Origin of the sequence: Chitinophaga pinensis DSM 2588 (assembly GCF_000024005.1) — a bacterium.
Lineage (GTDB): Bacteria > Bacteroidota > Bacteroidia > Chitinophagales > Chitinophagaceae > Chitinophaga > Chitinophaga pinensis.
Genome location: NC_013132.1, coordinates 5,346,093 through 5,371,209 on the forward strand (window position 1 = coordinate 5,346,093; position 25,117 = coordinate 5,371,209).

At 42.8% G+C, this 25,117-nt stretch carries 24 protein-coding genes and 1 pseudogene; 13 read left to right on the forward strand and 12 right to left on the reverse strand.

The window, feature by feature from the left end; genetic code table 11:
* Positions 1-3 precede the first annotated feature (3 nt).
* Together CPIN_RS21265 and CPIN_RS21270 are read right to left on the reverse strand one after the other, a co-directional pair.
* On the reverse strand, positions 4-822 hold the full coding sequence (locus tag CPIN_RS21265; RefSeq protein ID WP_012791903.1) for an ion transporter: 819 nt from the start codon (positions 820-822) through the stop codon (positions 4-6).
* A 36-nt stretch (positions 823-858) separates the two neighbouring features.
* Entirely contained in the window at positions 859-1,218 is a 360-nt protein-coding gene (locus CPIN_RS21270) for a winged helix-turn-helix transcriptional regulator (protein ID WP_012791904.1), read from the reverse strand.
* 113 nt (positions 1,219-1,331) lie between these two features.
* On the opposite strand from CPIN_RS21270, the gene CPIN_RS21275 reads away from it, so the two are divergent.
* A complete protein-coding gene (locus CPIN_RS21275) occupies positions 1,332-2,120 on the forward strand; it encodes an alpha/beta fold hydrolase (RefSeq protein ID WP_012791905.1) in 789 nt (262 codons plus the stop codon).
* Between the two features lie 198 nt (positions 2,121-2,318).
* On the forward strand, positions 2,319-4,472 hold the full coding sequence (locus CPIN_RS21280; protein WP_012791906.1) for a cellulase family glycosylhydrolase: 2,154 nt from the start codon (positions 2,319-2,321) through the stop codon (positions 4,470-4,472).
* Between the two features lie 594 nt (positions 4,473-5,066).
* Here the strand turns inward: CPIN_RS21280 and CPIN_RS21290 are convergent.
* Positions 5,067-7,718 (reverse strand): sensor histidine kinase, encoded by a 2,652-nt coding sequence (locus tag CPIN_RS21290; protein WP_245552023.1) that lies wholly within the window; start codon positions 7,716-7,718, stop codon positions 5,067-5,069.
* A 90-nt stretch (positions 7,719-7,808) separates the two neighbouring features.
* Positions 7,809-7,982 (reverse strand): annotated as a pseudogene (locus CPIN_RS39660) (hypothetical protein); the annotation flags it as partial.
* A gap of 42 nt (positions 7,983-8,024) precedes the next feature.
* Here CPIN_RS39660 and CPIN_RS21295 point away from each other — a divergent pair.
* On the forward strand, positions 8,025-9,395 hold the full coding sequence (locus tag CPIN_RS21295; protein ID WP_012791909.1) for a clostripain-related cysteine peptidase: 1,371 nt from the start codon (positions 8,025-8,027) through the stop codon (positions 9,393-9,395).
* Here the strand turns inward: CPIN_RS21295 and CPIN_RS21300 are convergent.
* From CPIN_RS21300 to CPIN_RS21315, 4 genes are read right to left on the reverse strand one after another with little or no spacing between them, the layout of a single operon-like run.
* Positions 9,388-9,843, reverse strand: coding sequence for a hypothetical protein (locus CPIN_RS21300; RefSeq protein WP_012791910.1), 456 nt, complete (start codon positions 9,841-9,843; stop codon positions 9,388-9,390). The two genes, CPIN_RS21295 and CPIN_RS21300, sit on opposite strands and share 8 nt — an antisense overlap.
* A 39-nt stretch (positions 9,844-9,882) precedes the next feature.
* Positions 9,883-10,527: a response regulator transcription factor gene (locus tag CPIN_RS21305; RefSeq protein WP_063715257.1), complete on the reverse strand. Its 645-nt coding sequence runs from the start codon at positions 10,525-10,527 to the stop codon at positions 9,883-9,885.
* A 60-nt stretch (positions 10,528-10,587) separates the two neighbouring features.
* On the reverse strand, positions 10,588-10,875 hold the full coding sequence (locus CPIN_RS21310) for a hypothetical protein (protein WP_012791912.1): 288 nt from the start codon (positions 10,873-10,875) through the stop codon (positions 10,588-10,590).
* Positions 10,876-10,892: 17 nt separating this feature from the next.
* Positions 10,893-11,147 (reverse strand): hypothetical protein, encoded by a 255-nt coding sequence (locus CPIN_RS21315; protein ID WP_012791913.1) that lies wholly within the window; start codon positions 11,145-11,147, stop codon positions 10,893-10,895.
* Positions 11,148-11,333: 186 nt separating this feature from the next.
* Here CPIN_RS21315 and CPIN_RS21320 point away from each other — a divergent pair, with 186 nt between their 5' ends.
* Positions 11,334-12,173: a zinc metalloprotease gene (locus CPIN_RS21320; RefSeq protein ID WP_012791914.1), complete on the forward strand. Its 840-nt coding sequence runs from the start codon at positions 11,334-11,336 to the stop codon at positions 12,171-12,173.
* Positions 12,174-12,466: 293 nt separating this feature from the next.
* On the opposite strand, the gene CPIN_RS21325 is transcribed toward CPIN_RS21320, so the two are convergent.
* Positions 12,467-12,928: a hypothetical protein gene (locus CPIN_RS21325; protein WP_012791915.1), complete on the reverse strand. Its 462-nt coding sequence runs from the start codon at positions 12,926-12,928 to the stop codon at positions 12,467-12,469.
* A gap of 181 nt (positions 12,929-13,109) precedes the next feature.
* Between CPIN_RS21325 and CPIN_RS21330 the strand changes: the two genes are divergently transcribed.
* The 4 genes from CPIN_RS21330 to CPIN_RS21345 all read left to right on the forward strand — a co-directional run bounded on the left by CPIN_RS21330 (position 13,110) and on the right by CPIN_RS21345 (position 15,840).
* Positions 13,110-13,676, forward strand: a complete 567-nt coding sequence (locus CPIN_RS21330; RefSeq protein WP_012791916.1) for a dihydrofolate reductase family protein — start codon at positions 13,110-13,112, stop codon at positions 13,674-13,676.
* Between the two features lie 63 nt (positions 13,677-13,739).
* The gene (locus CPIN_RS21335) at positions 13,740-14,252 is read left to right on the forward strand and encodes an ATP/GTP-binding protein (protein WP_012791917.1); all 513 of its coding nucleotides are present in this window, start codon (positions 13,740-13,742) and stop codon (positions 14,250-14,252) included.
* A 196-nt stretch (positions 14,253-14,448) separates the two neighbouring features.
* Positions 14,449-15,198: an SDR family NAD(P)-dependent oxidoreductase gene (locus CPIN_RS21340; protein WP_012791918.1), complete on the forward strand. Its 750-nt coding sequence runs from the start codon at positions 14,449-14,451 to the stop codon at positions 15,196-15,198.
* A 63-nt stretch (positions 15,199-15,261) separates the two neighbouring features.
* Entirely contained in the window at positions 15,262-15,840 is a 579-nt protein-coding gene (locus tag CPIN_RS21345) for a TetR/AcrR family transcriptional regulator (RefSeq protein ID WP_012791919.1), read from the forward strand.
* A gap of 2 nt (positions 15,841-15,842) precedes the next feature.
* On the opposite strand, the gene CPIN_RS21350 is transcribed toward CPIN_RS21345, so the two are convergent.
* The gene (locus CPIN_RS21350; RefSeq protein WP_012791920.1) at positions 15,843-16,961 is read right to left on the reverse strand and encodes a S41 family peptidase; all 1,119 of its coding nucleotides are present in this window, start codon (positions 16,959-16,961) and stop codon (positions 15,843-15,845) included.
* Positions 16,962-17,139: 178 nt separating this feature from the next.
* On the opposite strand from CPIN_RS21350, the gene CPIN_RS21355 reads away from it, so the two are divergent.
* The 3 genes from CPIN_RS21355 to CPIN_RS21365 all read left to right on the forward strand — a co-directional run bounded on the left by CPIN_RS21355 (position 17,140) and on the right by CPIN_RS21365 (position 18,968).
* On the forward strand, positions 17,140-17,796 hold the full coding sequence (locus tag CPIN_RS21355; protein ID WP_012791921.1) for a DNA alkylation repair protein: 657 nt from the start codon (positions 17,140-17,142) through the stop codon (positions 17,794-17,796).
* Positions 17,797-18,081: 285 nt separating this feature from the next.
* Entirely contained in the window at positions 18,082-18,324 is a 243-nt protein-coding gene (locus CPIN_RS21360) for a hypothetical protein (RefSeq protein WP_052306852.1), read from the forward strand.
* Between the two features lie 314 nt (positions 18,325-18,638).
* Positions 18,639-18,968 (forward strand): PucC family protein, encoded by a 330-nt coding sequence (locus CPIN_RS21365; RefSeq protein WP_272867916.1) that lies wholly within the window; start codon positions 18,639-18,641, stop codon positions 18,966-18,968.
* 70 nt (positions 18,969-19,038) lie between these two features.
* On the opposite strand, the gene CPIN_RS21370 is transcribed toward CPIN_RS21365, so the two are convergent.
* Together CPIN_RS21370 and CPIN_RS21375 are read right to left on the reverse strand one after the other, a co-directional pair.
* Positions 19,039-20,946: a sigma 54-interacting transcriptional regulator gene (locus CPIN_RS21370; RefSeq protein WP_012791923.1), complete on the reverse strand. Its 1,908-nt coding sequence runs from the start codon at positions 20,944-20,946 to the stop codon at positions 19,039-19,041.
* A complete protein-coding gene (locus tag CPIN_RS21375) occupies positions 20,943-23,012 on the reverse strand; it encodes a tetratricopeptide repeat-containing sensor histidine kinase (protein ID WP_245552024.1) in 2,070 nt (689 codons plus the stop codon). The genes CPIN_RS21370 and CPIN_RS21375 overlap by 4 nt, the downstream gene beginning before the upstream one ends.
* Before the next feature lie 323 nt (positions 23,013-23,335).
* Between CPIN_RS21375 and CPIN_RS21380 the strand changes: the two genes are divergently transcribed.
* Positions 23,336-24,121 (forward strand): alpha/beta hydrolase, encoded by a 786-nt coding sequence (locus CPIN_RS21380; RefSeq protein WP_012791925.1) that lies wholly within the window; start codon positions 23,336-23,338, stop codon positions 24,119-24,121.
* Positions 24,122-24,148: 27 nt separating this feature from the next.
* Entirely contained in the window at positions 24,149-25,078 is a 930-nt protein-coding gene (locus tag CPIN_RS21385; protein WP_012791926.1) for an alpha/beta fold hydrolase, read from the forward strand.
* Positions 25,079-25,117: the final 39 nt, after the last annotated feature.

Here is a 25,117-nt window from a genome sequence, read left to right on the forward strand (position 1 = left end):
TAATTACAATAAAGCACCGCAGTATTTGCAATGCAACGCATCATGCTCATGTCCTTCCCTTCCGCATCCGGGACACGTCTCATGGCCATGTTTCCTGAATCTCGTAGCGTTTACCATCTCGTTTGTTACAATGCCGGTCGGAACAGCGATAATCCCATAGCCAATAAACATCATTATGGATGCAATAAATTTGCCTACCGGAGTAGCCGGAGCGATGTCCCCATAGCCGACTGTAGTAATTGTTACTATTGCCCAATATATACTATCAGGAATGCTGGCAAAACCATTTTCGCCATTTTCTACCAGATACATGACAGATCCAAGAATAATTACCGTAAAAAGCACGACCAACATAAAAATGGTAATCTTCTTCAGACTGCTGGAAAGAGCCATTTTCAGGAAATCGATCTCAGTTAAGAAGTGAGTCAGCTTAAAAATGCGGAATACACGTAATAGTCGCAGTGCACGAAGGACCAATAGCGATTGCGCCCCAATAAAAAACACACTCAGGTAAGATGGAAGAATCGCCAGTAAATCGATGATACCAAAGAAAGAGGCAACATACAGTAAAGGCTTTTGGATGCTTATCAGCCGAAGGATATATTCTAATGTGAATAGAACCGTGAAGGTCCATTCAATCGTGTGAAAAATATGTCCATATCGCTGATGATAACTTTGAATGCTATCCAGCATGACTACTGCGATACTTAAAATGATCAGTATTAATAAGACAATGTCAAATATCTTTCCTGCCACCGTATTCGACTCATAAATAGTATTATGAAGTCTGTTTCTCCATGTAACTTTCGTATCCTGCTGCATGTTCCTCTGGTTATAATACTTTTGAATTTGCTTGGTTTATAACATTGCTTCCCGGGTCACTTTGAATCCAAGGCCCCATTTTCTCAGCTCGTCTATAACGGGGATAATCCCCTTTCCGATCTCAGTCAAACTGTACTCAACTTTCGGCGGCACCTCTCCATAGGCTCTCCGCATTATCAATCCATCACCTTCTAACTCCCTCAAATGCTGTATCAACATTTTTTCAGATACATCCTCAATTCCTCTTTTCAGATCTCCATACCGCATACACGCACCCTGCGAAAGCAAATTCAATATCTGTAGTTTCCATTTTCCATTGATCACATTCGTAGCTAACCCTACCGGACATTCAAACACTTTTTCCCCTATTTTATATAAAACTGCATTTTTCTTCATCTCATAAAATATTTAAAACCAATAATTTTTACCTCAAAGTAAGTACCAGACTTTCTAGTAAGTACTTGTCTAAAGGTACGTGCGAAGTTAGATTTGCAGAAAAAAGGCAAATTATGGAAAATAAAAAAGTCATATTACTATTGCACGGATACCCGCAAACCAGTTACGCATGGCGGTTTGTAACGCCTCTCTTAGCAAAAGAAGGATATAAAGTCATAGCTCCTGACTTACCCGGACTAGGCGATACTGCTAATCCCGTTTCTTTTGATAAAAAAACAATCGCAGTTCTTATCCATGATATGATGAAAGCAGATGGTTATAATGACATTTATCTTGTCGGACATGACTGGGGCGCCTCTGTTGCGTATAGCTATGCTGCACAATTTGGTGAGGAAGTGAAAAGGCTGGTCCTCATGGATGTTCCTCCTGTAGGGGAATATCTTAAAAAAACACCCTTACTCCCACCCAATAACAAGGGCCTTTGGTGGTTTGCGTTTCACCAGGTACATCAGTTACCCGAATTACTCGTCGCAGGGAAGGAAAGAGAATATCTGCAATGGTTTTATCATAACTCTTCGTTCAAAAAAGAGGTATTTGATAATGACACTATCAATGAATACTACCGAACTTATAGCCAAGCTGACAAAATGAGCAATGGCTTTAACTATTACCGCACGATATTACAGGATATCAATGATAACAAAGCTTTCGGACAAAATCTGCTTCAAATGCCCGTATTAGCCATCGGCGGTGAACATGGGCTCGGTCAGCTCGCTTACAATATTACCAAACCGCTCGTTGCCGACATTACCGGGGCCGTTATTCCCGATTGCGGACATTATATACAGGAAGAACAGCCGGATTTCTTAGTAAAAGAACTGATCCAGTTTTTCAGCAAATAAGATTACCGCTGATATCTCTCGTACCAGTCGGCACATGAGGCAATACTGCTATACGCGCTGTATTAATATTAAGTGGTTAGGAAATAAGGAAAATAATGAATTGATAAATGAATTATTGGCACAAAAGCATACGCTTAATTTTGCTAATTTTCCTTAAATTCATGTATTGTTTGTCTTCACCACTTAATTCCACTCCATATGAAACCCCAAAACCTACTATTCGTATTCCTGCTATTTTGTTTTGTGGCTCAGGCACAGGTTCCCTGGCTACACGTTGACGGTAACCGGATCAAAGATTCCAGTGGTAACAATATCACCTTGAGAGGTGTGTCCATCATTGCGCCGGAGCATAATAACGAGTGTACGACGTGTAACACCAAACCGATCAGCGAAATGCTGGAATGGCAGGCAGATGCCGGCAGGGACTGGCAGTCACGCGTTGTTCGTCTCCAGGTCACCTGTGCAAAGGTGAGTGATCCTGTACAGAGCTTTACTGATATTATCGATCCTTATGTACAACAGGCTATTGCAAAGGGACTATATATTATCGTAGACCTCCATTTTGTCTCGAATTATGGGCCAGGCGGCGTCCCACAGATATTTGTAATGAATTTCTGGAAGTACGTAGCCCCGAAGTATGCCAATGTACCTAACGTACTGTTTGAGGTATATAATGAACCTATCAATCCGGATGTATGGATGACTTGGAAAAGTTATATACAGCCAGTGATCGATACGATCAGAGCAGTAGCACCCCAAAATATCATCCTGGTGGGTGGTCCACAGTGGAGTACAAGGGTAAACAGTGCTGCAGCTAATCCTATAGTAGGTGCCAATCTGGTATATGTATATCATATTTACCCTAATCAGGGCGCTGCAACCACGACCAATCTGAATTCGAAATTCGGTACCGCTGCGCAGACAATTCCTGTGATGGTCACTGAATTTGGCTGGAATGACAACAGCAATTATTCGGATGGAGTAACGCACGGCACCACTAGTGCCTGGGGCTCGCCTTTCAGAACCTACCTGGATGCGCATCCGGAAATCGGCTGGACGGGATACATTTTTGACAACTTCTGGAAGCCACAGTATTTTGACTGGAGCTGGAATCTGATGAACGGAGAAAACCAGGGACAATTTATGCAGCAATGGCTTGTCGATAAAAAGGGCGATGGGCAGGCACGGCCAGCACAATTAAACGCTTATAGTGTTTCGCCAACTGCCGTCAATATCTCATGGCCGGCTGATTCGACGGGTATTTTAAAACGTGCTACAATAAGTGGAGGTCCATATACCGTCATTGATTCACTCACCGCAGCCAATTATTCAGATACCGGATTAACAGCTAATACAACCTATTACTATGCAATTAATGATGGGCCGGAAATCTCAGTAACTACTGATAATATCGGGTATGCGCCAGACTTGCCAATGTACCTGACAAGTGATGCCGGCAATCAGGTGATTCAACTGAATTGGTGGAAAAGTGCTGTAGGCGCCACCAGTTATAATGTATATAGATCAACAGCATTGACAGGCCCGTATGAGTTGATTGCGGCAGGTGTGACCGGCATTACTTATACGGACGCCAGTGTAACTAATGACATCACCTATTATTACAGAATTTCATCAGTGAATACGGTAGAAAGTTCGCTGGGCCATGTCGTTGCAGATATGCCTTCAGCAAATATGCTGATTGTAGACAATATTGCTGCGGTAGCAACCGGGTCGTGGACAGGTAGTACCTCTGCACCAGGCTATTATAGTACCAATTATATGACAGATGGGAATACGGGCGTCACAGGAGGAAAAAGCATCCGATTTACACCGGATCTGCCTGTAGCTGGTGCGTATGATGTGTATATGCGTTGGGCATCTGGTACAAACAGGGCATCGAATACACCTGTAGATGTTCATTACGATGGTGGAAGCAATAGTTATCTGATTAATCAGCAGATAGATAATGGTGTCTGGAAATACCTGGGCACTTACAATTTTGCGGCGGGTACCACCGGAAATGTGTTGATACGGAATGACTCAGCAAATGGTTATGTGATTGCCGATGCAGTAAAGTTTGTGTTGCATCCGGATGAAATTTCAGCACCTATACTCAAAAAGGCGAGAATAAATTCCCTTACCATTTATCCTAATCCGGCCACAAATACTATTCAGTTTTCGGGTGTGGACATAAACGGGAGGTTGGTCACGATATATGATTTGTCAGGTGTGAGGAAGATGATTATTATTGCAAAACAACAGACGCTGGATGTTTCAACACTACAGCCAGGTATGTATTTTGTGACGATTTCGGGAGCTAAAACATTGGCGGGTAGTTTTATAAAAAATTGAGGCGCTATTAATCCCAATAAGCCAAACTTCATCTTTGTTTCTCCATATAAGCCTTTTTCAAGGGGAAGAATAGGTGCATCGAATCTGATAAAAGCAGATGGATCTACTTTCGCTCCCAATGAAATTAAAGTCAAACAAATAAGAGTCATGTACCACAATCTGGCAGCCGATGTAACAGCTACTTTTTCATACGGTGTAAACTATCGGTCCATCAATAAGGGGGACAAAACCATATCAGAATCAGATGACAGAATTACGCTTTATAATGGGTCTTCGGACACTCAAATTATTACACTTATCAGACGCGAACAGCTGAGACCCAAAATGTGGGTAATCACAGCAGGCACTGGTAGGTTCGTACCTATAACCATAGGGAGCGTTCTTGGTCAGACCGAACTGGTCTTCAACTTATATTCCGACGCTGTAAACTTTCTGTCACGGTTACAAAGACAAACCCCGACAGCTGCAAATGTGCTGATGATAGGATCTCACAGGGTTGTTATGCCAGGTGATTTCTCAACGCTAAATGCTATGACAATTATCCCGAACTAAACACAAGGGGACGATTATAGATATCTAATACGATCGGTCAGATTAAACAATATGTATAATCGTTCCCTCTCCCGGCTTACTATAAATATCCGCATGAGTGTTCATTTGCTTCGCACGCTGCACAATATTCCTCAGACCATTCCCCCGCTGAACAGACGTCATTTCGAAGCCTTTCCCATTGTCTTCGATGCGCAGTGACACTGACTTATTCCCTTGTCTCAGCACCACCTGTATACGATCGCAATCAGCATATTTAATACTGTTATTGATCGCCTCCTTGGCAATCAGGTATAGATTTCTCTTCTGTGTTTTAGAAATGGGGAGGTCATTGCTTTCCGCTGTTATAATACATTCCAGCTGTATATGATGTGCATTGGTCAATGGCAGGGCAAACTTCCGTATCCTTTCAGATAGCTCATAAATGGTATCCTGTGCATCGTCTAATACCCATATGAGGTCACGCAAACCAGCCGCTGCCTGCGTAATAGCATTTTCTATCTGATTCAGGTGTTCAGGTTGTTCCGGCTCTCGTTTAGCCAGGTGGGTCAGTACCTTCACGCTATTCAGGGTACTTCCAAGATCATCATGCAGATCACTGGCGATTCCCGTTCTGATAGCGACCTGCTTTTTTAATTGGGCCAGGCGATATCTGTACAAAGCATAGAATATCCCACCGATCATCAACAATATCATTCCCTTAAACCAGTTAGTCTGATACCATTTAGGCAGAAATATTAGAGTGAGTCTGACTGGCTCGGGTGTCCAGTAGCCATCTTCATTAGCGGCCCTCAGTAACAGGGTATATTTACCCGGCTGCATACCGGTGAAGTTCAGGAAATGTTGCGAGCCCAGGTTGATCCAACCTCCTTCTTGTTCTGCAATCCGGTAGCTATAAGTAGTACTCTCCGGATGCTGGAAATTCAGCGCTGCGAAGTTGATCGTGGTTTGTAGCACATTATTGGGAATTTCAATAGAGGAAAGTTGCAGATCGGTAGTGTCTAGTATCCCATTCCGGGTCTCACTATTCACACGGGTGATATATAATGCCGGCGGTTGGTGATTGACGGAAAAATAGGCCGGAAAAACCTGCGTAAAGCCATTTACACCACCTGCATAGAAACTTTGTTTATCACGGGTCCCACAGAACTGTTCGAAACCACTGGAATGTAGTCCATCCTGTTGATAATAGTTCCGTATCCGCTTACCTGATATATCCAGTACAGACAGTCCATTATTAGAAGTGACGGCTATCAGACTGTCGCGGTACGGAAAGATCTTATATACTCCGTTATTACTCAATCCTTCCTTAGCAGATATGATCCTGCGCACGCGTAACTGTCGGTCGGTTTCGATAATGCCTGTTCCGTAAGCAGCGATCCAGTAGCCATTACTGGTTTCGCACATATCAAATAAGATTCTTTGAAAGCGAAATGAGGTACAGCTATCTGTTAATGGATCCAGGAGAAATAGTTGCTCTTCTGATAATACCCATAACTGGCCCTTCTTATCTTTATACAAGGCATTGATGATATCGTTGTCCAGGCGCAGCTTACTATTCCGTCCATTAATTACTCGTAATGTCCTTGCACGCGTATTCCAGATATACAGCCCTTTGTGTAACTGGCTGCCAAACACCATGACCGAATCATTATATTGTACAGCACTACTAAGTAATTCTGGTTGTAAGGCGCGTAGTGAAGGATAAACCTCTCCCACAGGTATTAACTGCTGTTGACGCACAATAGCGCATCCTTTGCTGTTAGATACCAGTATTTCCTGATCTGGTAGGCGCGTAACCAAATAATTGGAACTGCTGCTGTCTATCCTTTCTATAGATCGGCTATCCGGATGCACTTGATACAAACCGTTGGCTGCGCCGCAATAGATGGCCTTATTATCGTCATTGAAGATCGAAAAAGCATGTTGTATTTTGACGGATGAATGAATAGACCGGTAATACTTTTCAAAAGGGCGCCGCTGATTAGACAGATATGCCAGTCCTTCCTGTGAACCAAGCCAGGTATTACCTTCGCGGTCAATGAATATTTCATAGATAGCGCTTTGCCAGCTGTCCACTTCAAAATTAACGTCCTTTATCCGGCTCCAGCTGCCGTTGTATCGATATAGACTATGTGCATTGGCGACCCATAACTGACCTTTATTGTCAGCAGCACAGCTAAAAAATTCTTCATCCGGAAGAAAAGGACCCATTTCTGTATTGACCAGCTGCATCCTGTTTACATCGAACTTCTTCAACCCTTTACTCGTAGCCGCGTAAATGACATGCCCATTTATGGTGACATCCCAGAAAAGAAGATTGGGAATACGCAGTGTGATATTAGTGAGCGGGCGGCCTGTATTCCCGTTTATGATCAGTACACCGTGATTATCACAAAAAGCCCAGATATTTCCTGACGCGTCAGTCAGCAGTTTACTGACATTCAGTTCAGAAGCTGATAACTGTATTCTTCCCGACTCCAGATCATACATATACAATCCTTCGTAGGTGCCTATAGCCATCATCTTACCCCTAATAGCCAGACTCCTGACCCACTTATCAGCCAGTACTGTCTGCGCGGTACCACTAAGTTGATGGGACACTACATGAGAGATAGTACCTATACCTGTTGGTCCGCCATAGGAGGTAGCCACCCATATCAAATGACGGGCGGTATCTTCTGTGATATCTGTCACATTGTTCCCATGCAGGGTTCTACGGGAATTGGTTTCCCGGTTGAAGATGAGAAAGTTTTTACCATCAAAACAATTAAGTCCGTCTTGTGTACCTATCCAAATAAAACCGAACTTATCCTGGAGAATCTTTGTTATATTATAACTCGTTAACCCCGAGCTTTGGCTGTAACTTCTGAATGGTATAAATTCCTGCTTTTGTCCGATACTATTCATATAAATACCACAACATGCACAGAATATAAGGGGTCGTAGTAGCTTCAACATTATTACATATATCTGATCAAAAGTTAACTAAAATTGATGACAATGTACAAATGGACGGTGATTTACCTGATAAAAGCAACATCTGTAACCGAGGTTGCCATGGGACAAATGCTTGACAAATTAAAAGCAAGCGATTTATCGAAAGACATTGCGGTGGTATTATGTATATCCGCTCCCCTATCTTCTATCAGCAAATACCTGAAAGTACCCTCAGGGCCCGGAGATGCGAACAGAAAAACTACCTGCTTCTTCGAATTAGCATTGACTACAAATAAAAAAAATGTAGAGAAACCCAAATTTCTGTTTCTCTCTGAAGCTGCGGACTTCAACATTAAAAGCACAACTTCTGTAGCAAAATACTTTAAAAACCTGGTCCTTACCCAATATCCGGCGGACAAGTACATGCTATTCACCTGGGAGCACGGTTCTGCTTTTGGTATATTTAAAGAAGGTGTACTGACTGTTAATGATACTACTCCGCCAGATCAGTCTATGACCATGGAAGCGCGCTTCGTCCGTCAGGCAATAAATGTAAAGTCCGACCAGGTAAGGATAAGAGAATCTATAGACACCGTCCAGATTGCGGTTAATAATTTAGCAGCGACACAATTTGACATGTTAACGATGGAAGAACTGAAAGACGCTATAGAAATCGGCTTTGCAGGCAGAAAGGTTGATGTCCTGGTTATGCTAAACTGCTGGATGCAATTCTTCGATACCGGATTAACCTTATCTAAGCATGTAGACTATCTTGTAGGACCAGAAACTGACATGGATTTTAATGGTTATAACTATAGTGCCATCTTCGGATTACTTAGTTCACAGCCGGACATATCTCCCCGGGGACTCTCTTCGTTTATTGTTACATCATTCAAAGATAAAGCAGACGCTGATGCGCTGGGTTCAGACAATAGAACGGCTTTATTTGCAGCCTGTCTGAAGTATTACCCCTCGCTGGCCAAATTGACAAGTGAAATATGTGAAGCATTGATCCCATTGCTAAAAGACCACTTTAGGCAATTCGACATTGCGAGAACCAATTGTCTATTCATTGAATTAAAATACTTATTAGCTGACTTGTCCAGTTTCTTCTACCATATAAAAATTCAGCTATACGAACATTTAGATCCTAGTGTCATTAAAAAAATAGATCAGGCTCATTTGATAATGCACGAGATGATTGTTCAGCGTGCTTTAGGAAGAGGGATAAACACAGATCTTCAGTTCCCTCCTGACTACCCATTAGGGATTTCTGTCTGCTTTCCTCAAAGAGAAAGTCAGATAGAAAGCGACTTCTATCTGACATACATACTACAGAATTCTGAGTTTGCTACAATATTTTCGAAACGATACCTATGGGATGATTTTATTGCGGCATTTATTCAGCAGGCAAAAGCAGAAGGACTTAGTTAATAGTGGGCGTTTTTCCTGTCTCGTCTTCTGAAGCCACACCTCTCTCACCGGTACCCCCAGGGACCTTCGTGCCAATAGGTATGTCTATGGCAACTCTCATTTTTTTGCCATCTGGAAGCATGTTCACCTTTACAGAAGGAGCTTTGGACGTTGCCCTGACATCTTGATCGGGCATCGTAATATCAAGTTGGCGAAATGCATCCTTTTCAGGCCCGGAAAATGAGCGCACCACCATTCCCTTGATGGTGTCTTCATCAGTTGTATCAATCTCGAAAGAGACAGAAAGATCTGTCAAGCTAAAATTTCTCTCCATTTTAATTACTGCTTCCTTCTGGGTAAACTCCCCAAGAGGTATAAATACTGCAGTTATGCCCGCTTCTTTAGTACCTGCAGCATCAACATTGTTGCCGTGATTTTGATTGTCCTGGTTCTTGTCTACGTTACTCATAATAATTGATTTTTGTGGTTTACAAAAGGGATTAAAACATTATATAGCTATATAATTCTTTCTGATAGCTTCCATTACCATTCCCACCCGACTCTGAACATTCAGTTTCATAAAAAGGGATTCCCTGTATCCATCAATTGTCCGCTCTGACAACTTCATTTTCGCCGCAATCTGTTTATATGTTAAGTCACTACAGGCCAGCTGTAAAAAATCTTTCTCTTTATCTGTCACCCGCAAGCCGTCTTTCATTTGTTGCTGTGCAATCAGTATACGCCGGTAGTTAATATTAAATGCATCGCCATTGTAAATACCCTTCTCCTGTATTTCCAATAAAGCTCTCTCCAGCTCATTGGGGTGTATATCTTTCAGCAGGTAGGCACATCCTCCCGCTTTAATCATGTTAATGATAGTAAGATCATCATCCTTTACTGATAGTGCCACCAGTTTAATCAAGGGATAATTAGCCGATACATAACGAACGGTTTCTGCGCCATCCATGACCGGCATGTTCACGTCAACCAATATAATATCAGGTAATTCATCCAGGGTGCCTAACTTCTCTATCAGATCTTCTCCATTCAATGCATCCACAATTACCTCAAAGGACGTAAAAGTGTTTACCAAGGCCGTTAAGGACTTTAGAAAAAGCTGCTGATCATCTGTAATACCTATTTTTATTTTCATATCAATCGACATTAGTTCTTTAATGGGGTTCGGTGTATTATCGGTCATCTAAATATACTACTATTCCGTTCTTTGCGGCGGACGGGCAATACCGGCAAGACTTCTTATAAATAATGGTGCACTGGCGCCCACCTGCGCAGCCATCAATGTTGTATAGCTGGTTTCACTATTGTGAAAGGTACAATACCCGGCAAAACCTCCCAGGATAGGGGCTACTATATAGGGTATCCAATATGTAAAGCTGGTAAAATCAGGTGTCCTGGAAGCATCCAGTCTCGTTGCTTCAAGCAGGTTTAATAGCTGTACCATCAGCCCGGCCAATGCGGGAAACCAAATGTACTCTTGCATACAAAATGATTTAGAGGTTAATCAATACGGTTTCTGAAAGCGGCAATTACTTTGCTCAAGAGCGGTTCGCTTTTTGAAAAATCCTCCTTTGAAGCAAATAACTGATCGCCGTCCTTCGAAAGGCGGGAGGACCTTACCACTTTATCAGAAGCATTCAGGTCTTTTAATACATTGACAGGGTCTTCTCCTGTCTTAGTGACCAATTCAGAGAGCGGATACCAGACCCTCGCCTTGTCCGCATTCATGTAGTCTAATATTTTTTGTAGATCCATAACGCTAAGTTTTAAGTCTGCCCAAACATAGACACTCCCTGCAAAACCTATTACGGGAAAAAGAAAATTTCCTACCGGGAAATTTCCCGTATCCTTCTGTTAATTCTCCCCTATGCCGTGCTTGTAACTCATGGTAATTTACACGCACAAACACCACAACATATCTCACTTTTAAAACTACCTACAATGGGAAAATTATTGGTCAACCAGGTCGAATTCGCCAGCATTCAGCAGTTCTCCAAAGAAGGAAGAGGCTGTGCGACCGCCCATCCCAATCACTACCAGATTAAAAGGAACGACGACAATCTGAGAGCGATGAAAGTATCCCCTGCTACGCTCAAAACAATAGAGATCAATGTGCAGTTCCTGCATATTACCAGCAATGGACTGGGACATATTACCGAGCCAATGCGCCTGGACCAGATAGCTGTATTAAATCGGGCTTTTGCAGGCACTGACATCTCTTTTAAATATCTCCCTACTAATGTTCGCGAGATAGAGAACAGCGAATGGTTTAACATGGATATGGGCAGTGACGCAGAACATCAGGCGAAACACACCTTACATGCCTCTCCTGAAAGAAATCTAAATCTGTACACCGCCGGACTGGCAGCAGGATTGCTAGGCTGGGCTACCTTCCCATGGGAACTGGAAGGAGACAGAGACAGAGATGGTGTAGTTCTACAATGCGACACTTTGCCGGGTGGTACCCAGGAACGCTATAACCTGGGAATGACAGCCGTACACGAGATAGGTCATTGGTTGGGTCTCTATCACACCTTCCAGGGCGGTTGTGATGCCTTTGGTGATCATGTGGACGACACAGTGGCACACCGGGCTCCTAATTTCGGAAAACCAGTACCCGGAGATGCACAGAATAACTGCTGTGACACTAACCAACAAGCCCCCATCTTCAACTATATGAATTATGTAGATGACGATACGATGAATGAATTTACACCCCAACAAATTGACCGGATAAAGATGCATGTCATCCGGTATAGACCAGGCTTCATTGTCAAATAGCTTCTCTCTATGCATCTCACCGGAGCTGTCTTATTTACCCCAGAGACAGCTCCCATGTTCGTATCCGATTCGGGCAAGGTATAACATGCGATAGCCTTAAACAATACCAACTAGTTTGTATTTTTCTACCCGATGAAAGGAGATCCGTCCATTAAGATTGGCCGCACATTGCCAGAGCCCTCCACGATAATAAAATAGTAGTATCAGGAGCCTTTAAAAAGCTGATGGAAGAAAATGGCGTGAAAACATTCGGATTTGAGGAAGAATTTATAGCGGAATTCTGAGAAAAGGCTTTACATCTTAAGCGCGTTTAAAACAATTTCAATTTCACCAAAATTTATTAAAATCTCATATTGGCTTTTAAGATCTTCGGCAACTGGCAGACTTACCACCTTCTCCAGCAATCCGGTATTATCTTCTCTGATCGCAATTCTCTCTTTATATAGCATTACGTAGTGGGCAGTGCAACAATCCGTTACTTCCCTGCCTATCTCTGATTTGCAAATGCATACTAAATTAGGTAATCCATAAGGAGAGGGACCACAGCATCCTATTAATCTGTTTTGATCTTGATGATAAGACAAGTGATGCTTGTCTGATGTTGAAATGTAGACATTCCCGTTATCACCATTACCGTATTCTCCTCCCGAAAGCAATTCCTGTTCAGCTTTTGTGATAAAATCCAATGCTACCGGGCTATCCAATAAGCCAGAAACTCTTGCCCCGCAAGTCTTACAAACGACAAACCGTTTCATCTGTTTAGGTTAGTTGTATAATTATGCCTACAAAATAAGATATAAGTATTGAATAGCACTGGAATTATTCCTACTATGACACAAACAACCCTCCCGATTGTCGCAATTGACCATCATTGAAGTCAGATAGGGATCGTATGTTTGCACTTAAACAATTATAATTAATCTTAACCAGGAGCGTATGCGCAAACTTGTTTCTTTCTTTCATGTTTCTCTGGATGGATATATCGCCGGCCTCAATGGCGAAATGGATTGGATAAAAGTCGATGAAGAGATATTTGAACATGTCGGTGACCGTGTTAAGGGAAGTGATACCGCATTGTATGGCCGTGTTACCTGGCAAATGATGGAAGGTTACTGGCCTACCGCTGGTGACGAACCAAATGCCAGCAAACATGATATCGAGCATTCCGCCTGGTATAAGAAAGCTAAAAAAGTCGTGCTGTCAAAAAGTATGCAGAACGAACAGCTGCCCAATACCACTTTCATTGGCGAGGATGTGGAAGATCGTATAAAAACGTTAAAACAAGCGGATGGCACTGAGATACTCATATTTGGCAGTCCTTCGGCAACACACTCCTTACTGCAATATGACCTGATAGATGAATTCTGGTTATTTGTAAACCCAATTCTGCTGAGTAAGGGCATTCCTCTCTTCAAAAATGTAACAGAGAAAACGCCGCTGACACTGGTAAGTTCAAAAACCTTCACCAACGGAGTCGTGTGTATGCATTATAAGAAAGCTTAAGAATATGACAGCGTATCGCCAATACCTCCTGTAAAACCATTCGCAACAATAGCTAGACCATACATGAGAATAGCAGTTATAGGTGCTCATAAAGTAGGGAAAACGACATTGGCAGAAGACCTTCTTGAACATCTTCCCGGATATGTCCTTCATAAAGAACCTTACTATGAACTGGAAGAATCGGGATATATATTTGCAGAAATGCCAGCAGTCGACGATTTCATAAGACAATTTGAATATTCGGTTGAGCAAATCCAGGCGGGCGGTTCCTATATTATATTTGACAGATCTCCCATTGATCTTTTGGCATATATACATGCTATTGATGAAACCAAAGACATCGTGTCACTATTTGAAACTGCCCGGGAAATACTGTCAACAATAGACCTCGTTGTCTTTGTACCAATAGAAACACCCGATTTAATAACTTGTCAGCACTCGGATTTCCCAAAACTCAGATATAAAGTCAATGAAATACTGGATAGCTGGACATCGGATCTGGATATAAATGTCATTGAAGTCAGCGGCACTATATCGGACCGCCGGCATCAGGTACTTAATAGGATAACGCAGTAGGCTATAAGCTTACTGCGTTATCCTGTTTATTTCAGCGGAAGCCGCTCTCCTCCCTAATTAAAAGGAGGACTCATTACTACAATTTTTAGATTTCCCCTTCTCTTTTAGAATTGTCATGATTTTATCAAAAATACTTTAATTGTACCAAATGGTCTAATTAGAATATATCTTTGTAGACCAAACGGTACAAAATAATATGAAGAGACTAGCAAACAAAGTCGCCATCGTAACTGGCGCTTCAAAAGGAATAGGAGCCGCGATTGCCCAAAAGCTGGCTGCTGAAGGCGCTTCAGTAGTAGTGAACTATGCAAACGCAAAGACAGATGCTGAAAATGTAGTTTCGCTTATTACAGATAATGGTGGTCAGGCCATCGCCTTGCAGGGGGATGTGTCAAAGTCCGCCGACATTGACCAGCTTTTCGCCCAAACGGTTCAGCATTACGGCGGAGTTGATATATTGGTCAACAATGCTGGTATCTATCAATGGGGCGCCCTTGAAGAAGTGACAGAAGAAGGATTTCAACGGCAGTTCAATATAAATGTGCTGGGTGTTCTGCTCGCATCAAAAGCTGCCGCCAGGAATTTCCCTGAAACGGGTGGCAGTATTATTAATATAGGTTCTGCTATATCCAGCAATCAGCCTCCGGGAAGTGCGATTTATACCGCTACTAAAAGCGCTGTTGATTCTATTACACGGGTGCTCTCCAAAGAGCTTGGCGCAAGGAAGATACGCGTCAACTCGATTAACCCCGGAATGGTAGACACAGAGGGTGCAAGAACTGCCGGATTTATTGGCAGCGAAATGGAAACTTTCATGGTGAATAATACCCCGCTCCAACGGGTAGGCGTACCTGAAGATGTTGCGTTAGTAGCTGCATTTCTTTCTTCAGAAGAATCAAGATGGCTAACAGGTGAAGTGATATTAGCCAGTGGCGGGGTGCGATAGTGACGTGTTACAAATCTATTTAAAAGTAATAGCTTTGCCCCCAAAAGGCAAAGCTATTCTGATATGAGAACAAAAGATTTTGACGAGAATGAGATACTGAGAAAAGCCATTACCATCTTCTGGCAAAAGGGCTATAACGCCACGTCGTTATACGATCTAATAGAAGGACTTGGTATAGGGCGTTCCAGTATTTATCATAGCTTTGGTGATAAACATAATCTTTATCTGAAAGCGCTCGACCTCTATCAACGGGAGGCGACAGCCAGAATTACTGCTATACTGAATAGCGGTCCTTCTGTAAAAGAAGCAGTAGCTAAGCTGTTGCAAACGATTATATCTGAGATCGTTGCTGACGAGCATTCGAAAGGATGCTTCAAAGTAAACAGCGAGGTAGAACTTGCCCCCCATGATGAGGCCACCAAAAAGATCCTCTGTGACGATAACGCTATCATTGAAGATGCCTTGTACCAGGCTTTTCTAAAAGGTCAGAAAGACAAGTCAATCAGTGCATCTAAAGATCCCCAGGCGCTTACCCGCTTTATTTGTAACACCGTAGCAGGTATGCGGGTGTATGCAAAGTTCAGAAGCGACCGGCCCTTTTTTGAGGACATTGCCGAAACAGCATTGTCAGCTCTTGATTGATCTTAATGAGACTCTTTCTTTACCCGGTCCAGTATATATTTATACGCCTCCACATCTGCAGGTATCCGTACATCAGGTGCAAAACCTACGTTGTCAATTGTAAGCTCGGATAGCCGGCATGACCGTTGTGTAGGAATCACCAGTTCCACAAAAGGGAATCCTGGTGGATTCAGCCAGACGACATCGCCATAGTCTACGATTCCGGCTGTGTTGTCACCAAAGACCGTCACCCGTTTACACTGTCGTGCCATACTCACAAAATTCTCTGCCGAACTTGCAGTACCTCTGTCAGTAATAATACTCACCCTGTCAGGATGCGGAAAGAACTGTTCTATCCTGATCGTATCTACGCATTTACCCGCAAGATTTACGAACCCTGTTTTTCTTTCTTCCAGTATTTTGACGGTACGACCAAAAAACTCCCTCGTCTCCTTATTGAGTTCCTGATTATTCATGGCTTCTTTGGATAACTCAATTGATTCAGGGGATACCCTGACTTCCCGGTAGTATACGACATAGGGATTATTATAAATGAATGGCAGCAGGGAAGCATATGTCATATCATAGCCGCCGTCATTGCCCCGCAGGTCTACGATGAGATGAGGTATGGCTTTTAGCAGGGCTTCATTGGCTTTTACAAGACTATCAATTATCGGTTTGTAATTTTGTTCAAAAGATGGTAGTATCAGCAATACCGTGTTGTCGTCCAGTTGCTTAAAGGCAGTAGTGTTCCTGATGCGGGCAGCTGTTGTAGTCCCTTTATATAATATCTTTTTCAGAGAATCTGTTCGTTCACGATGTTGACGGACATACTCCCAGTTATATTGGGTCCTGAGATGCAGGTCATTGAAGAACGCCGTATACTTACGGGTTAGCAGATAACAACTATCTATGCTATGTATTGCAGCGGACTGTTTGATCAGTCCTTTCAGCATCTTATCATAACCTTTTTTATCTGCGGCAGAAACCTTGTTGGGAAACCCGGCATAAACAGTTTCTACCTTCTGCTGTACAAAACGCATGATGTCAGTACAATTACATTTTTCGGGTTCCTGTGCAAAGCCACTACCGGCCATAATTAAAAGAAAGATCAGCATCATGCTGGTAAACCTGGAGGCCATACGTGGGAATGGGTTAATTGTGGAATTATTAATAACTGGATAAAGATATTATTAAATTGATAAAATGCAAATAAGTGAGGATTACTGTATCTTGGTTACATGTTTAGGAGACATTCTTCCGATGGATCATTCTTCTTAGTAGGATAAACCTACATTTAACGCAATTGAAATTACACTTATGGATGTTACCGACATAATAGACCTGCTCAAAGAAAAAGCGGATACCAGGTATCACGCAGGTATGCTGCGTTTCGGTATCGATAATGAAAAAGCCCTGGGCGTTAAATTACCGGAACTCAGAAAACTCGCCAAAATAATAAAAAAGAAGCATACATTAGCCCTGCAACTATGGGAAACTGGTATACATGAGGCACGTATCCTGGCGTCATTAATTGCCGATCCTAAACTGGTGACACCTCAATTAATAGACAGCTGGACAAACGATTTTACAAGCTGGGATATATGTGATCAGGCATGTGGCAACTTATTTGACCGTACCCCCTACGCGATAGAAAAAGCACTTGCGTTCAGTCAACATGAACGGGAATTTGTGAAACGCGCCGGTTTTGTATTAATGGCCGAACTGGCCATACATGATAAGAAAGCCAATGACAAGATTTTTATCCGGTTCTTGCCGGTTATAGAAAGGGAGGCATGGGACAACCGTAACTTTGTAAAGAAGGCTGTTAACTGGGCATTACGTCAAGTCGGCAAGCGTAATGACTCCTTACTACCCTTAGCGATACGATGCGCAGAACGTATATTATTACAGGATAGCAAAGCCGCTAAATGGATAGCGGGAGATGCGTTAAGGGAATTAAACAGCAGGCTATAACAGGCATCATTCAAGGCATTGTATAGTCTCCTTCAGATATGTACTATCTATCGTTAATGCTTCGTTCTGCAATGTAAGATCAACGAAGGATAATGAATATCTAAAGCATATCAGACTATTCTATAAGAACCTCAGAAACCGGAAATATACTGCCATATACCTCCTACCACTCCGTTTATAGTCGCTTATCTAATTTAATGAACTTCCCTGAAATGACCTTGCACTATCAAGTTTGCCGGAGCAGGGCTTCTATTGCCCTATTCTCCTGAAAACAGCAGATTATTTTTGAATAAGACTATTTCACCCTGGCTGGCACTGGTAATTGTGCTAACGGCCCCCCTATTGTCAGTTATCGACGTTTTTATTATCAATGTTGCTATTCCGTCTATTAAATCGGGTGTTCACGCCACCAATGCGCAGGTACAACTTGTCATTGCGGCTTATTTACTCGGCTATGCGGCTTTCCTGATTACCGGAGGGCGTTCGGGGATCATTACGGACGTAAACGCACCTTTTTATGGGGAATGATGGGCTTCACTCTTTTCTCCTGTTTATGCGGAATTTCTCGAACGCCTTGTCGCCGTACTTTTTCACTTCATCGTACATACGTCTTATCTGCTGTTAAGTGCCGTTTTCCTCCAAAATGGTCTTGGTCTCAGTACGTTGGCTGCAGGTTTATATTTTGTAGCGCCCGGCGTTCTGTTTACCATCTCTTCTTTTGCTGCCTCCCGTCTGATCCCTAAATATGGTGCACCCGTACTGCAGGTGGGCGTTGCTATTATCCTACTCACGTTCAGCTTACAGATTTTCTATTTTAAACCAGGCGTAAGTGTGCTCTTATTATCTTATTATTTACGTTACAGGCTTTATATGGTCTGGGTAATGGATTTGTTTTGCCTTCACTGTTAAACATTACACTTCGAAGTCTGCCGCCTCAGTTTGCCGGAGCTGCGGCCGGTATCTATTCCACTGTTCAGCAAACATCTTCTGCGTTAGGTATCTGCCTGATCGGTGGTGTCTTTTACTACTTTATTGGCCTTACCAAAAATGTGCAACTCGCCTATCACTATGGTCTCATCATCCACATCGGTTGCCTGATCATATTGAGCATCCTGTTATTGTGCTTACCTAAGACAGTGCAGGGACCTAAAACGGCAACTGTCGCAGAGTAGCGAAGCATCAGAATCATATACCTCAGTGCAGCAGCTCCGGATAATAGCTGCTGCGCTGTTATCGTACTATTTACTCAATATATTCCTTCTTTATGCCCAACTTCTTCATCTTGGATTTTAACGTAGAAGGGTTTATATTCAAGACTTCTGCTGCCGCACCCGGTCCCCATATCCGGCCGTTACTTTTCTTCAGTACAGAAATGATATAATCCCTTTCATTTTCTACGATTGTTTTCATCGTCTTTTCCTCTTGCCCTGCCGTGCCTTGCTTCACTTCTATTGTCGGCAACAATATATTTTCAATAACAGTCCCCTTCGTTAGCAACACACTTCTTTCAACCAAATGCTCAAGTTCCCGGACATTACCCGGCCAGTTATAAGCCATCATCTTCTTTAACACGCTCTCTGATATACCACAGATCTTTTTGCCTGCCTTATGACTGTAATGATTCATAAAGTGATATGCCAACAATGGGATATCTTCCCGTCTGTCACGCAAAGGAGGTAATATGATCGGAAAAACATTCAATCGGTAATAGAGGTCAAGCCGAAAACGGCCTTCAGCGACTTCCTTTTCGAGATTTTTATTCGTAGCTGCGATGACCCGTACATCTACCCTTAATGTATCAGTTCCTCCTACCCTTTCAATTTCTTTCTCCTGCAAAACCCGCAATAATTTCACCTGCAATTCCAAGGGCATTTCACCGACTTCGTCCAGGAATATCGTTCCTCCGTCAGCTCTTTCAAATTTACCGATCTTCCTTTCGAGCGCACCTGTAAAAGATCCTTTTTCATGCCCAAAGAGATCTGATTCGATGAGTCCTGCTGGTAATGCCGCACAATTCAGCTTGATAAATGGTTGTCCTTTACGAGGTGACAATTCATGTATGCTATTGGCGATCTTTTCCTTGCCTGTCCCGCTCTCACCCAGTATCAGAACAGACGTATCAGAAGGCGCCACCTGCGAAATATGATCAAAGACTGACAACAACAGGTGACTTTTACCCACAATCCCTTCAAAGCCTTCCAGGATATTTACGTTATCTGCAGCATAGATATCACCTTGTGACTTATCTGCTACACTGATTTTCTCAATCGCCTGCATCAATGCAAACTGCATCCTTTCAAGGAGCTCAATATGCTCCGTAGCATACACATCGGCCCTTCTGCTATATAGCCCCAGACTAAATGGCTTTCGGTCGATCATCTGCATCGGCATTTCCAGATGGGTTTTTAACCGGAAGGTAGCCGCGAATAACTTTTTTAAACAAGGCTGTTTACAGATATGCTGAAAAGCCGTATCATCGTAAATCACAGCTGTTTCCGTCACCGGATGCTGTAATTGTAATGTCATCAGTTCATCTATTTTCTTTCCGCTGATGACCGCCAGCTCTTCCATGCCAATGATCTGATATTCATTAAATCCGATCCTCAAAAAGCCAAGCATTTGCAGATGGTCAAATTGCATCGTAATGAAATCAAATGGCATATAAGATTGCAGTGCTGTCGCTATAGTCAGCATCTTTTGCGACCAGGCGCCGGTATCATCGGGAATAGCCCTTAATACTTTACGTAGCTCCATTTCCTTATGATAACGGGCTTCGGTACTATGCGCGTGACGGTAACGGGCTATTTCAAGTGCTACCAGCAGGTCTTTCTCCCTGAAAGGTTTTACCAGGAAGCCATATGGCTGCGTTTGTTTTGCGCATGTCAATATTTCCTCGTTGGAGTTGGCGGACAGATATACAAACGGAATATTATCCGCAGCCAGCATCTTCGCCAGATCAATGCCGGTTTGCTTTCCTTTGAGGAAGATATCTAAAAGAACAAAATCGGGCCTTTGTTCTTTGATCATTTTCTGCGCCTGGGGTACTGAGCGCGCAATACCGGTAATGATATAACCGGCTTTTTCCAGTAACAGGCGCAAATAATCAGCTTCTACAAATTGGTCCTCTACGATGAGAATGTGTTCTTTCATACGATAAATTCAAGCAATATTTCTGTTCCGTTATTATTGTTTACCTGAAAACTGGCATCAAGGTCGTCACTTAGTCCCTGCATCAGTTTCATGCCCATTGAAGCCTGCTTTGTTCCGTCAAAATCCGGCGGCAGTCCAATTCCATTGTCTTTTACAATAAGCAGGAAATGGTCCTGATTCATTCGTTTCAATGAAATGTCAATCCGCCCTTCTTTATTCGGAAAAGCATGTTTAATCGCATTCGTCACTGCTTCATTCAGAATCAGGCCAATCGGGATACAATTTGTCACGTTCAGGTTTACGGGGTCTATCTGAAGGTTAAACTGAATGGCACGTCCGGTATGCAAACTGTCTTTCAGGCAATCTATCAGTTCATGAATATATTCCACCATGTTAATGGCTGACAGGTCTTCTGACTGATAGAGTCGCTGGTGTACTAGGGACATGGCCCGTATACGCTGCTGACTCTCTGTTATTGCCTGCCGGGCCTCCTCTCCATGGAGGTAAGCTGCCTGTGTATGCAAAAGTCCCATTACCATGTGAAAATTATTTTTCACACGATGATGGATCTCTTTCACTAACCATTCTTTTTCCCCGACCAGATGCTGTAATGACTCGTTTTTCTTCTCAATCAACTTCTGCTGGGCCTTGAGCTCCCTGTTTGTCCTGGTTTTTAACCGGGAGTAATTTAACAGCAATCCTATTATAATGATCAGCAAAAATGTCGCTCCTATTATCCAGCGTCTTGTATTATGTTCTTTTAGCAGTTCATTTTGCTGTATCCTTTTCTCCTTTTCCAGTAAGCGGATATTTTGTTCTTTTTTATCTGTCTCGTATTGAATGATCAGTTCTTCTATCTGCCTGCTTTTCCGTTCATTGTAAAGCGAATCATTTATAGACTGGTATTGCTGCAGGTCTTTAATAGCAGTCGTGTAATTACCCAGTGCAGAATCGGCGATAAACAGCATCCTAAACAATTCCCGCTGATCTGTTAAGCGGAGTTGCCACTTGTCAGGCAGCACCTTATTCAGGTAAATATGTGCTTTTTCAAACTGCTTCCGTTGCAAATAGAATCGTCCAATATCCTTGTTACTCAGGATAACCTCTTCCGCATCAAAGGAATGGTCTTTAAGATATCCGGCCATTTGCAGAAAGTATTGTTCTGCTACGGCATACTGTTTCAACGCATCATAACAATAAGCATAATTCTGTGCAACAACCGCCTTTTCATATTTTGTTTGTGGCGGTCCTCCCATTACCAGGCTATCCATTAAAGCAAGGGCCTCTTTCTTTCTGTTTAGCTTAATCAACTGAGAGATGATAAAGCTGGCCGTTCTGAATATCACGGCTCTATCTATATTGCCCTGAATCCTCATTTGCAGCGTTTTCCTGTACCAGTAAACGCTTTCTTCCCTACGCCCCAGTTCATCATAAACAAGGGCAAGCTCTCCGTAAAACAAACACACATCCAGGGTATCAGTATTTTGCGCTGTGGTTTCAACGCACTTCGTTGCATATAAGAGTGATTTTTCATACGCACCGCGATACCTGTCGACAACGGAAAGAAGATAATACACATTTGATACTTTTTTGTTCCCTGTCTGCCGGAAAAGTGCTAACGCCTGCAGTAGTTCCCTCTCTGCTAAATTAAATTGCTTCAATAGTAAACGATAATCTGCCAGCTGCATACGTACGTCGGCCTCTCCATCAACACTACCGACCTTTTTATATAATGTGATCGCCTTATCATACAAAGCAGGAATCCTGCTGGTATCTTTTTTCTCCCATTTCAGATTCATCGCCAGCCATACGAGGGTATGCGCTTCTGCATTAATATCGCCATCCTTATGATAGATAGCTGCCAACTCAAAAAAACGTTTTTCGCCTTCAGGAATATCTCCTTTGACAAGATAAGCTTCCCCTTTCATTAACATGCCTTCAAGCCGGAACCGCTTTAAATGAAGTGTGTCACTCAATCTGATCGCATGATCAATAATATCGATCACTGTATCCATCAGCGTCTCCTTTTTATCGCCGAAGACCTGATTGAGGTAAATTCTGCTCATTGCATGCAATATCAGAATCCGGTTACTATCCTGTTCACTTTTCTGTAATAACTGGCGTAATTCATCGGGCGATTTTCTCAATAATTGTTGTCCCTGTACGGGCAAGAAAAATAAGATGGCAAAAAAAGTATATAGGAGAAATTTCATCATGTGGCTGCACCTAAGCATAAATTTAAAGCAATAACTGCGACATTTCAAGGTATCATTTGCCAGACCGTGAAATGTCACGGTAGCCTCCAATCAGCATAGCTACAAATAACTGATAAATAACTAGTTGTAAAAGAGGCACTGTAATTGGCGCGGGACAGCGAACAATTCTCTCTATGGAAAAAACTAGTCTTAAAACCGTCGTTTTCATTACCGGCGCCTTCGTTCACCACAGTTGCTGGGATGATTGGAAAAGTCATTTCGAAAGCAAGGGGTATCGGACGATCGTACCTCCCTGGCCACATAAAAATGCCTCGGCTGAAGCATTGCGTAATAGTCATCCTAACCGGGATATTGCAGCGATCAGACTCTCGGCATTAACCGATTATTATGATCATATCGTTAGGGCATTACCTGAAAAACCTATTCTGGTCGGCCATTCAATAGGTGGTCTTATTACCCAGCTGCTGTTACAAAGGGGACTGGCCCAATCGGGGGTAGCCATTCATTCAGTGCCACCACAGGGAATAATGACATTCAAATTTTCATTTCTGAAAGCAGGCTGGGGACCACTCGGTTTTTTTACGCCCGCCGGTAAGTCCTTTCTGATGTCTTTCGACCAATGGAAATATGCTTTTACCAATGGAATGGATTGTGAAGTGCAGAAAGAAGCATACTACCATTATACTATCCCGGAATCAAAGCTGATCGTACGGGATACCATTACTGCCTCGGCGAAGGTGAACTTTGACAATCCGCATGTACCCTTGTTACTGACTGCCGGTAGTGAAGACCATACGATCCCCGCTTCACTGAACTACGCGAATTATAAAAAATACCATAAAAGTAACTCCATAACAGACTATAAAGAGTTCAAAGGCAGAAATCATTTCGTATTGGGTCAGACCACATGGAAAGAAGATGCAGACTATATACTGGAATGGTTAAGTAAACACTCCTGATTCATCAACATTTTAAAACAACACTTAATGAAAAAACTACTATCGCTTTTATTTGCCATTGCCTTTTTACTGCCAGCCCGTAGTAATACCATACAGGACAGCAAACCAGCCGCTCCTCCGGCTAATTTTAAACACGCTTACGCAAAAGTCAATGGTATAAATATTCACTACGTGATCGGCGGCTCAGGTGAACCACTTGTCTTACTGCACGGATTTGGCCAGAACTGGTACATGTGGAACCGTTTATTACCTGAATTATCCAAACATTTTACTGTAATAGCACCTGACCTCCCGGGCCTGGGTGAATCCGGTAAACCCGCTGGTGGCTATGATAAAAAAACAATGGCTACTTATATTCATGGCGTGGTAAAAGAACTCGGCTACAACCACATCAAACTGGCAGGACACGATATTGGTCTGATGGTGGCCTATGCTTATGCCGCACAGTATTCAGATGAAGTAACAAAACTCGCATTAATGGATGCATTGTTACCTGGCGTTGAACCAGTATGGAGTCAGGTAAAAGGAGCAGCCTGGTGGTTTGGCTTCTTCTCCTTCCCTGCTTCAGGCGAATTGGTAGCTGGCAGGGAACGTTTATTCCTTACTAATTTCTGGCCGGTAGTCGGACATGCAAAAGATCCGTTTACCCCTGAAGAAGTGAATGAATTTGTAAGAGCTTATTCTACAAAAGGATCAACAACGGGCGCATTCCATTGGTTCGGCGCCTTCGAGCAGGACGCTAAGGACAATCAGGAGTTCATGAAAACCAAGTTGAAAATGCCTTTGCTCGCTATGGGCGGTGAATACTTTGGCGCTGCTTTCCTGGAGGATCATTGTAAATTGGTAGCAGAACACGTACGGGGTGCTAATATCAAGGGATCAGGCCATTGGGTAGTACAGGAGAATACCGCACAGGTGCAAAAGGAATTATTGGATTTTTTTCTTGATAAAAAATAGAAATATAGCCGCGTCGTAAATAAATGAGGCGGCTATATT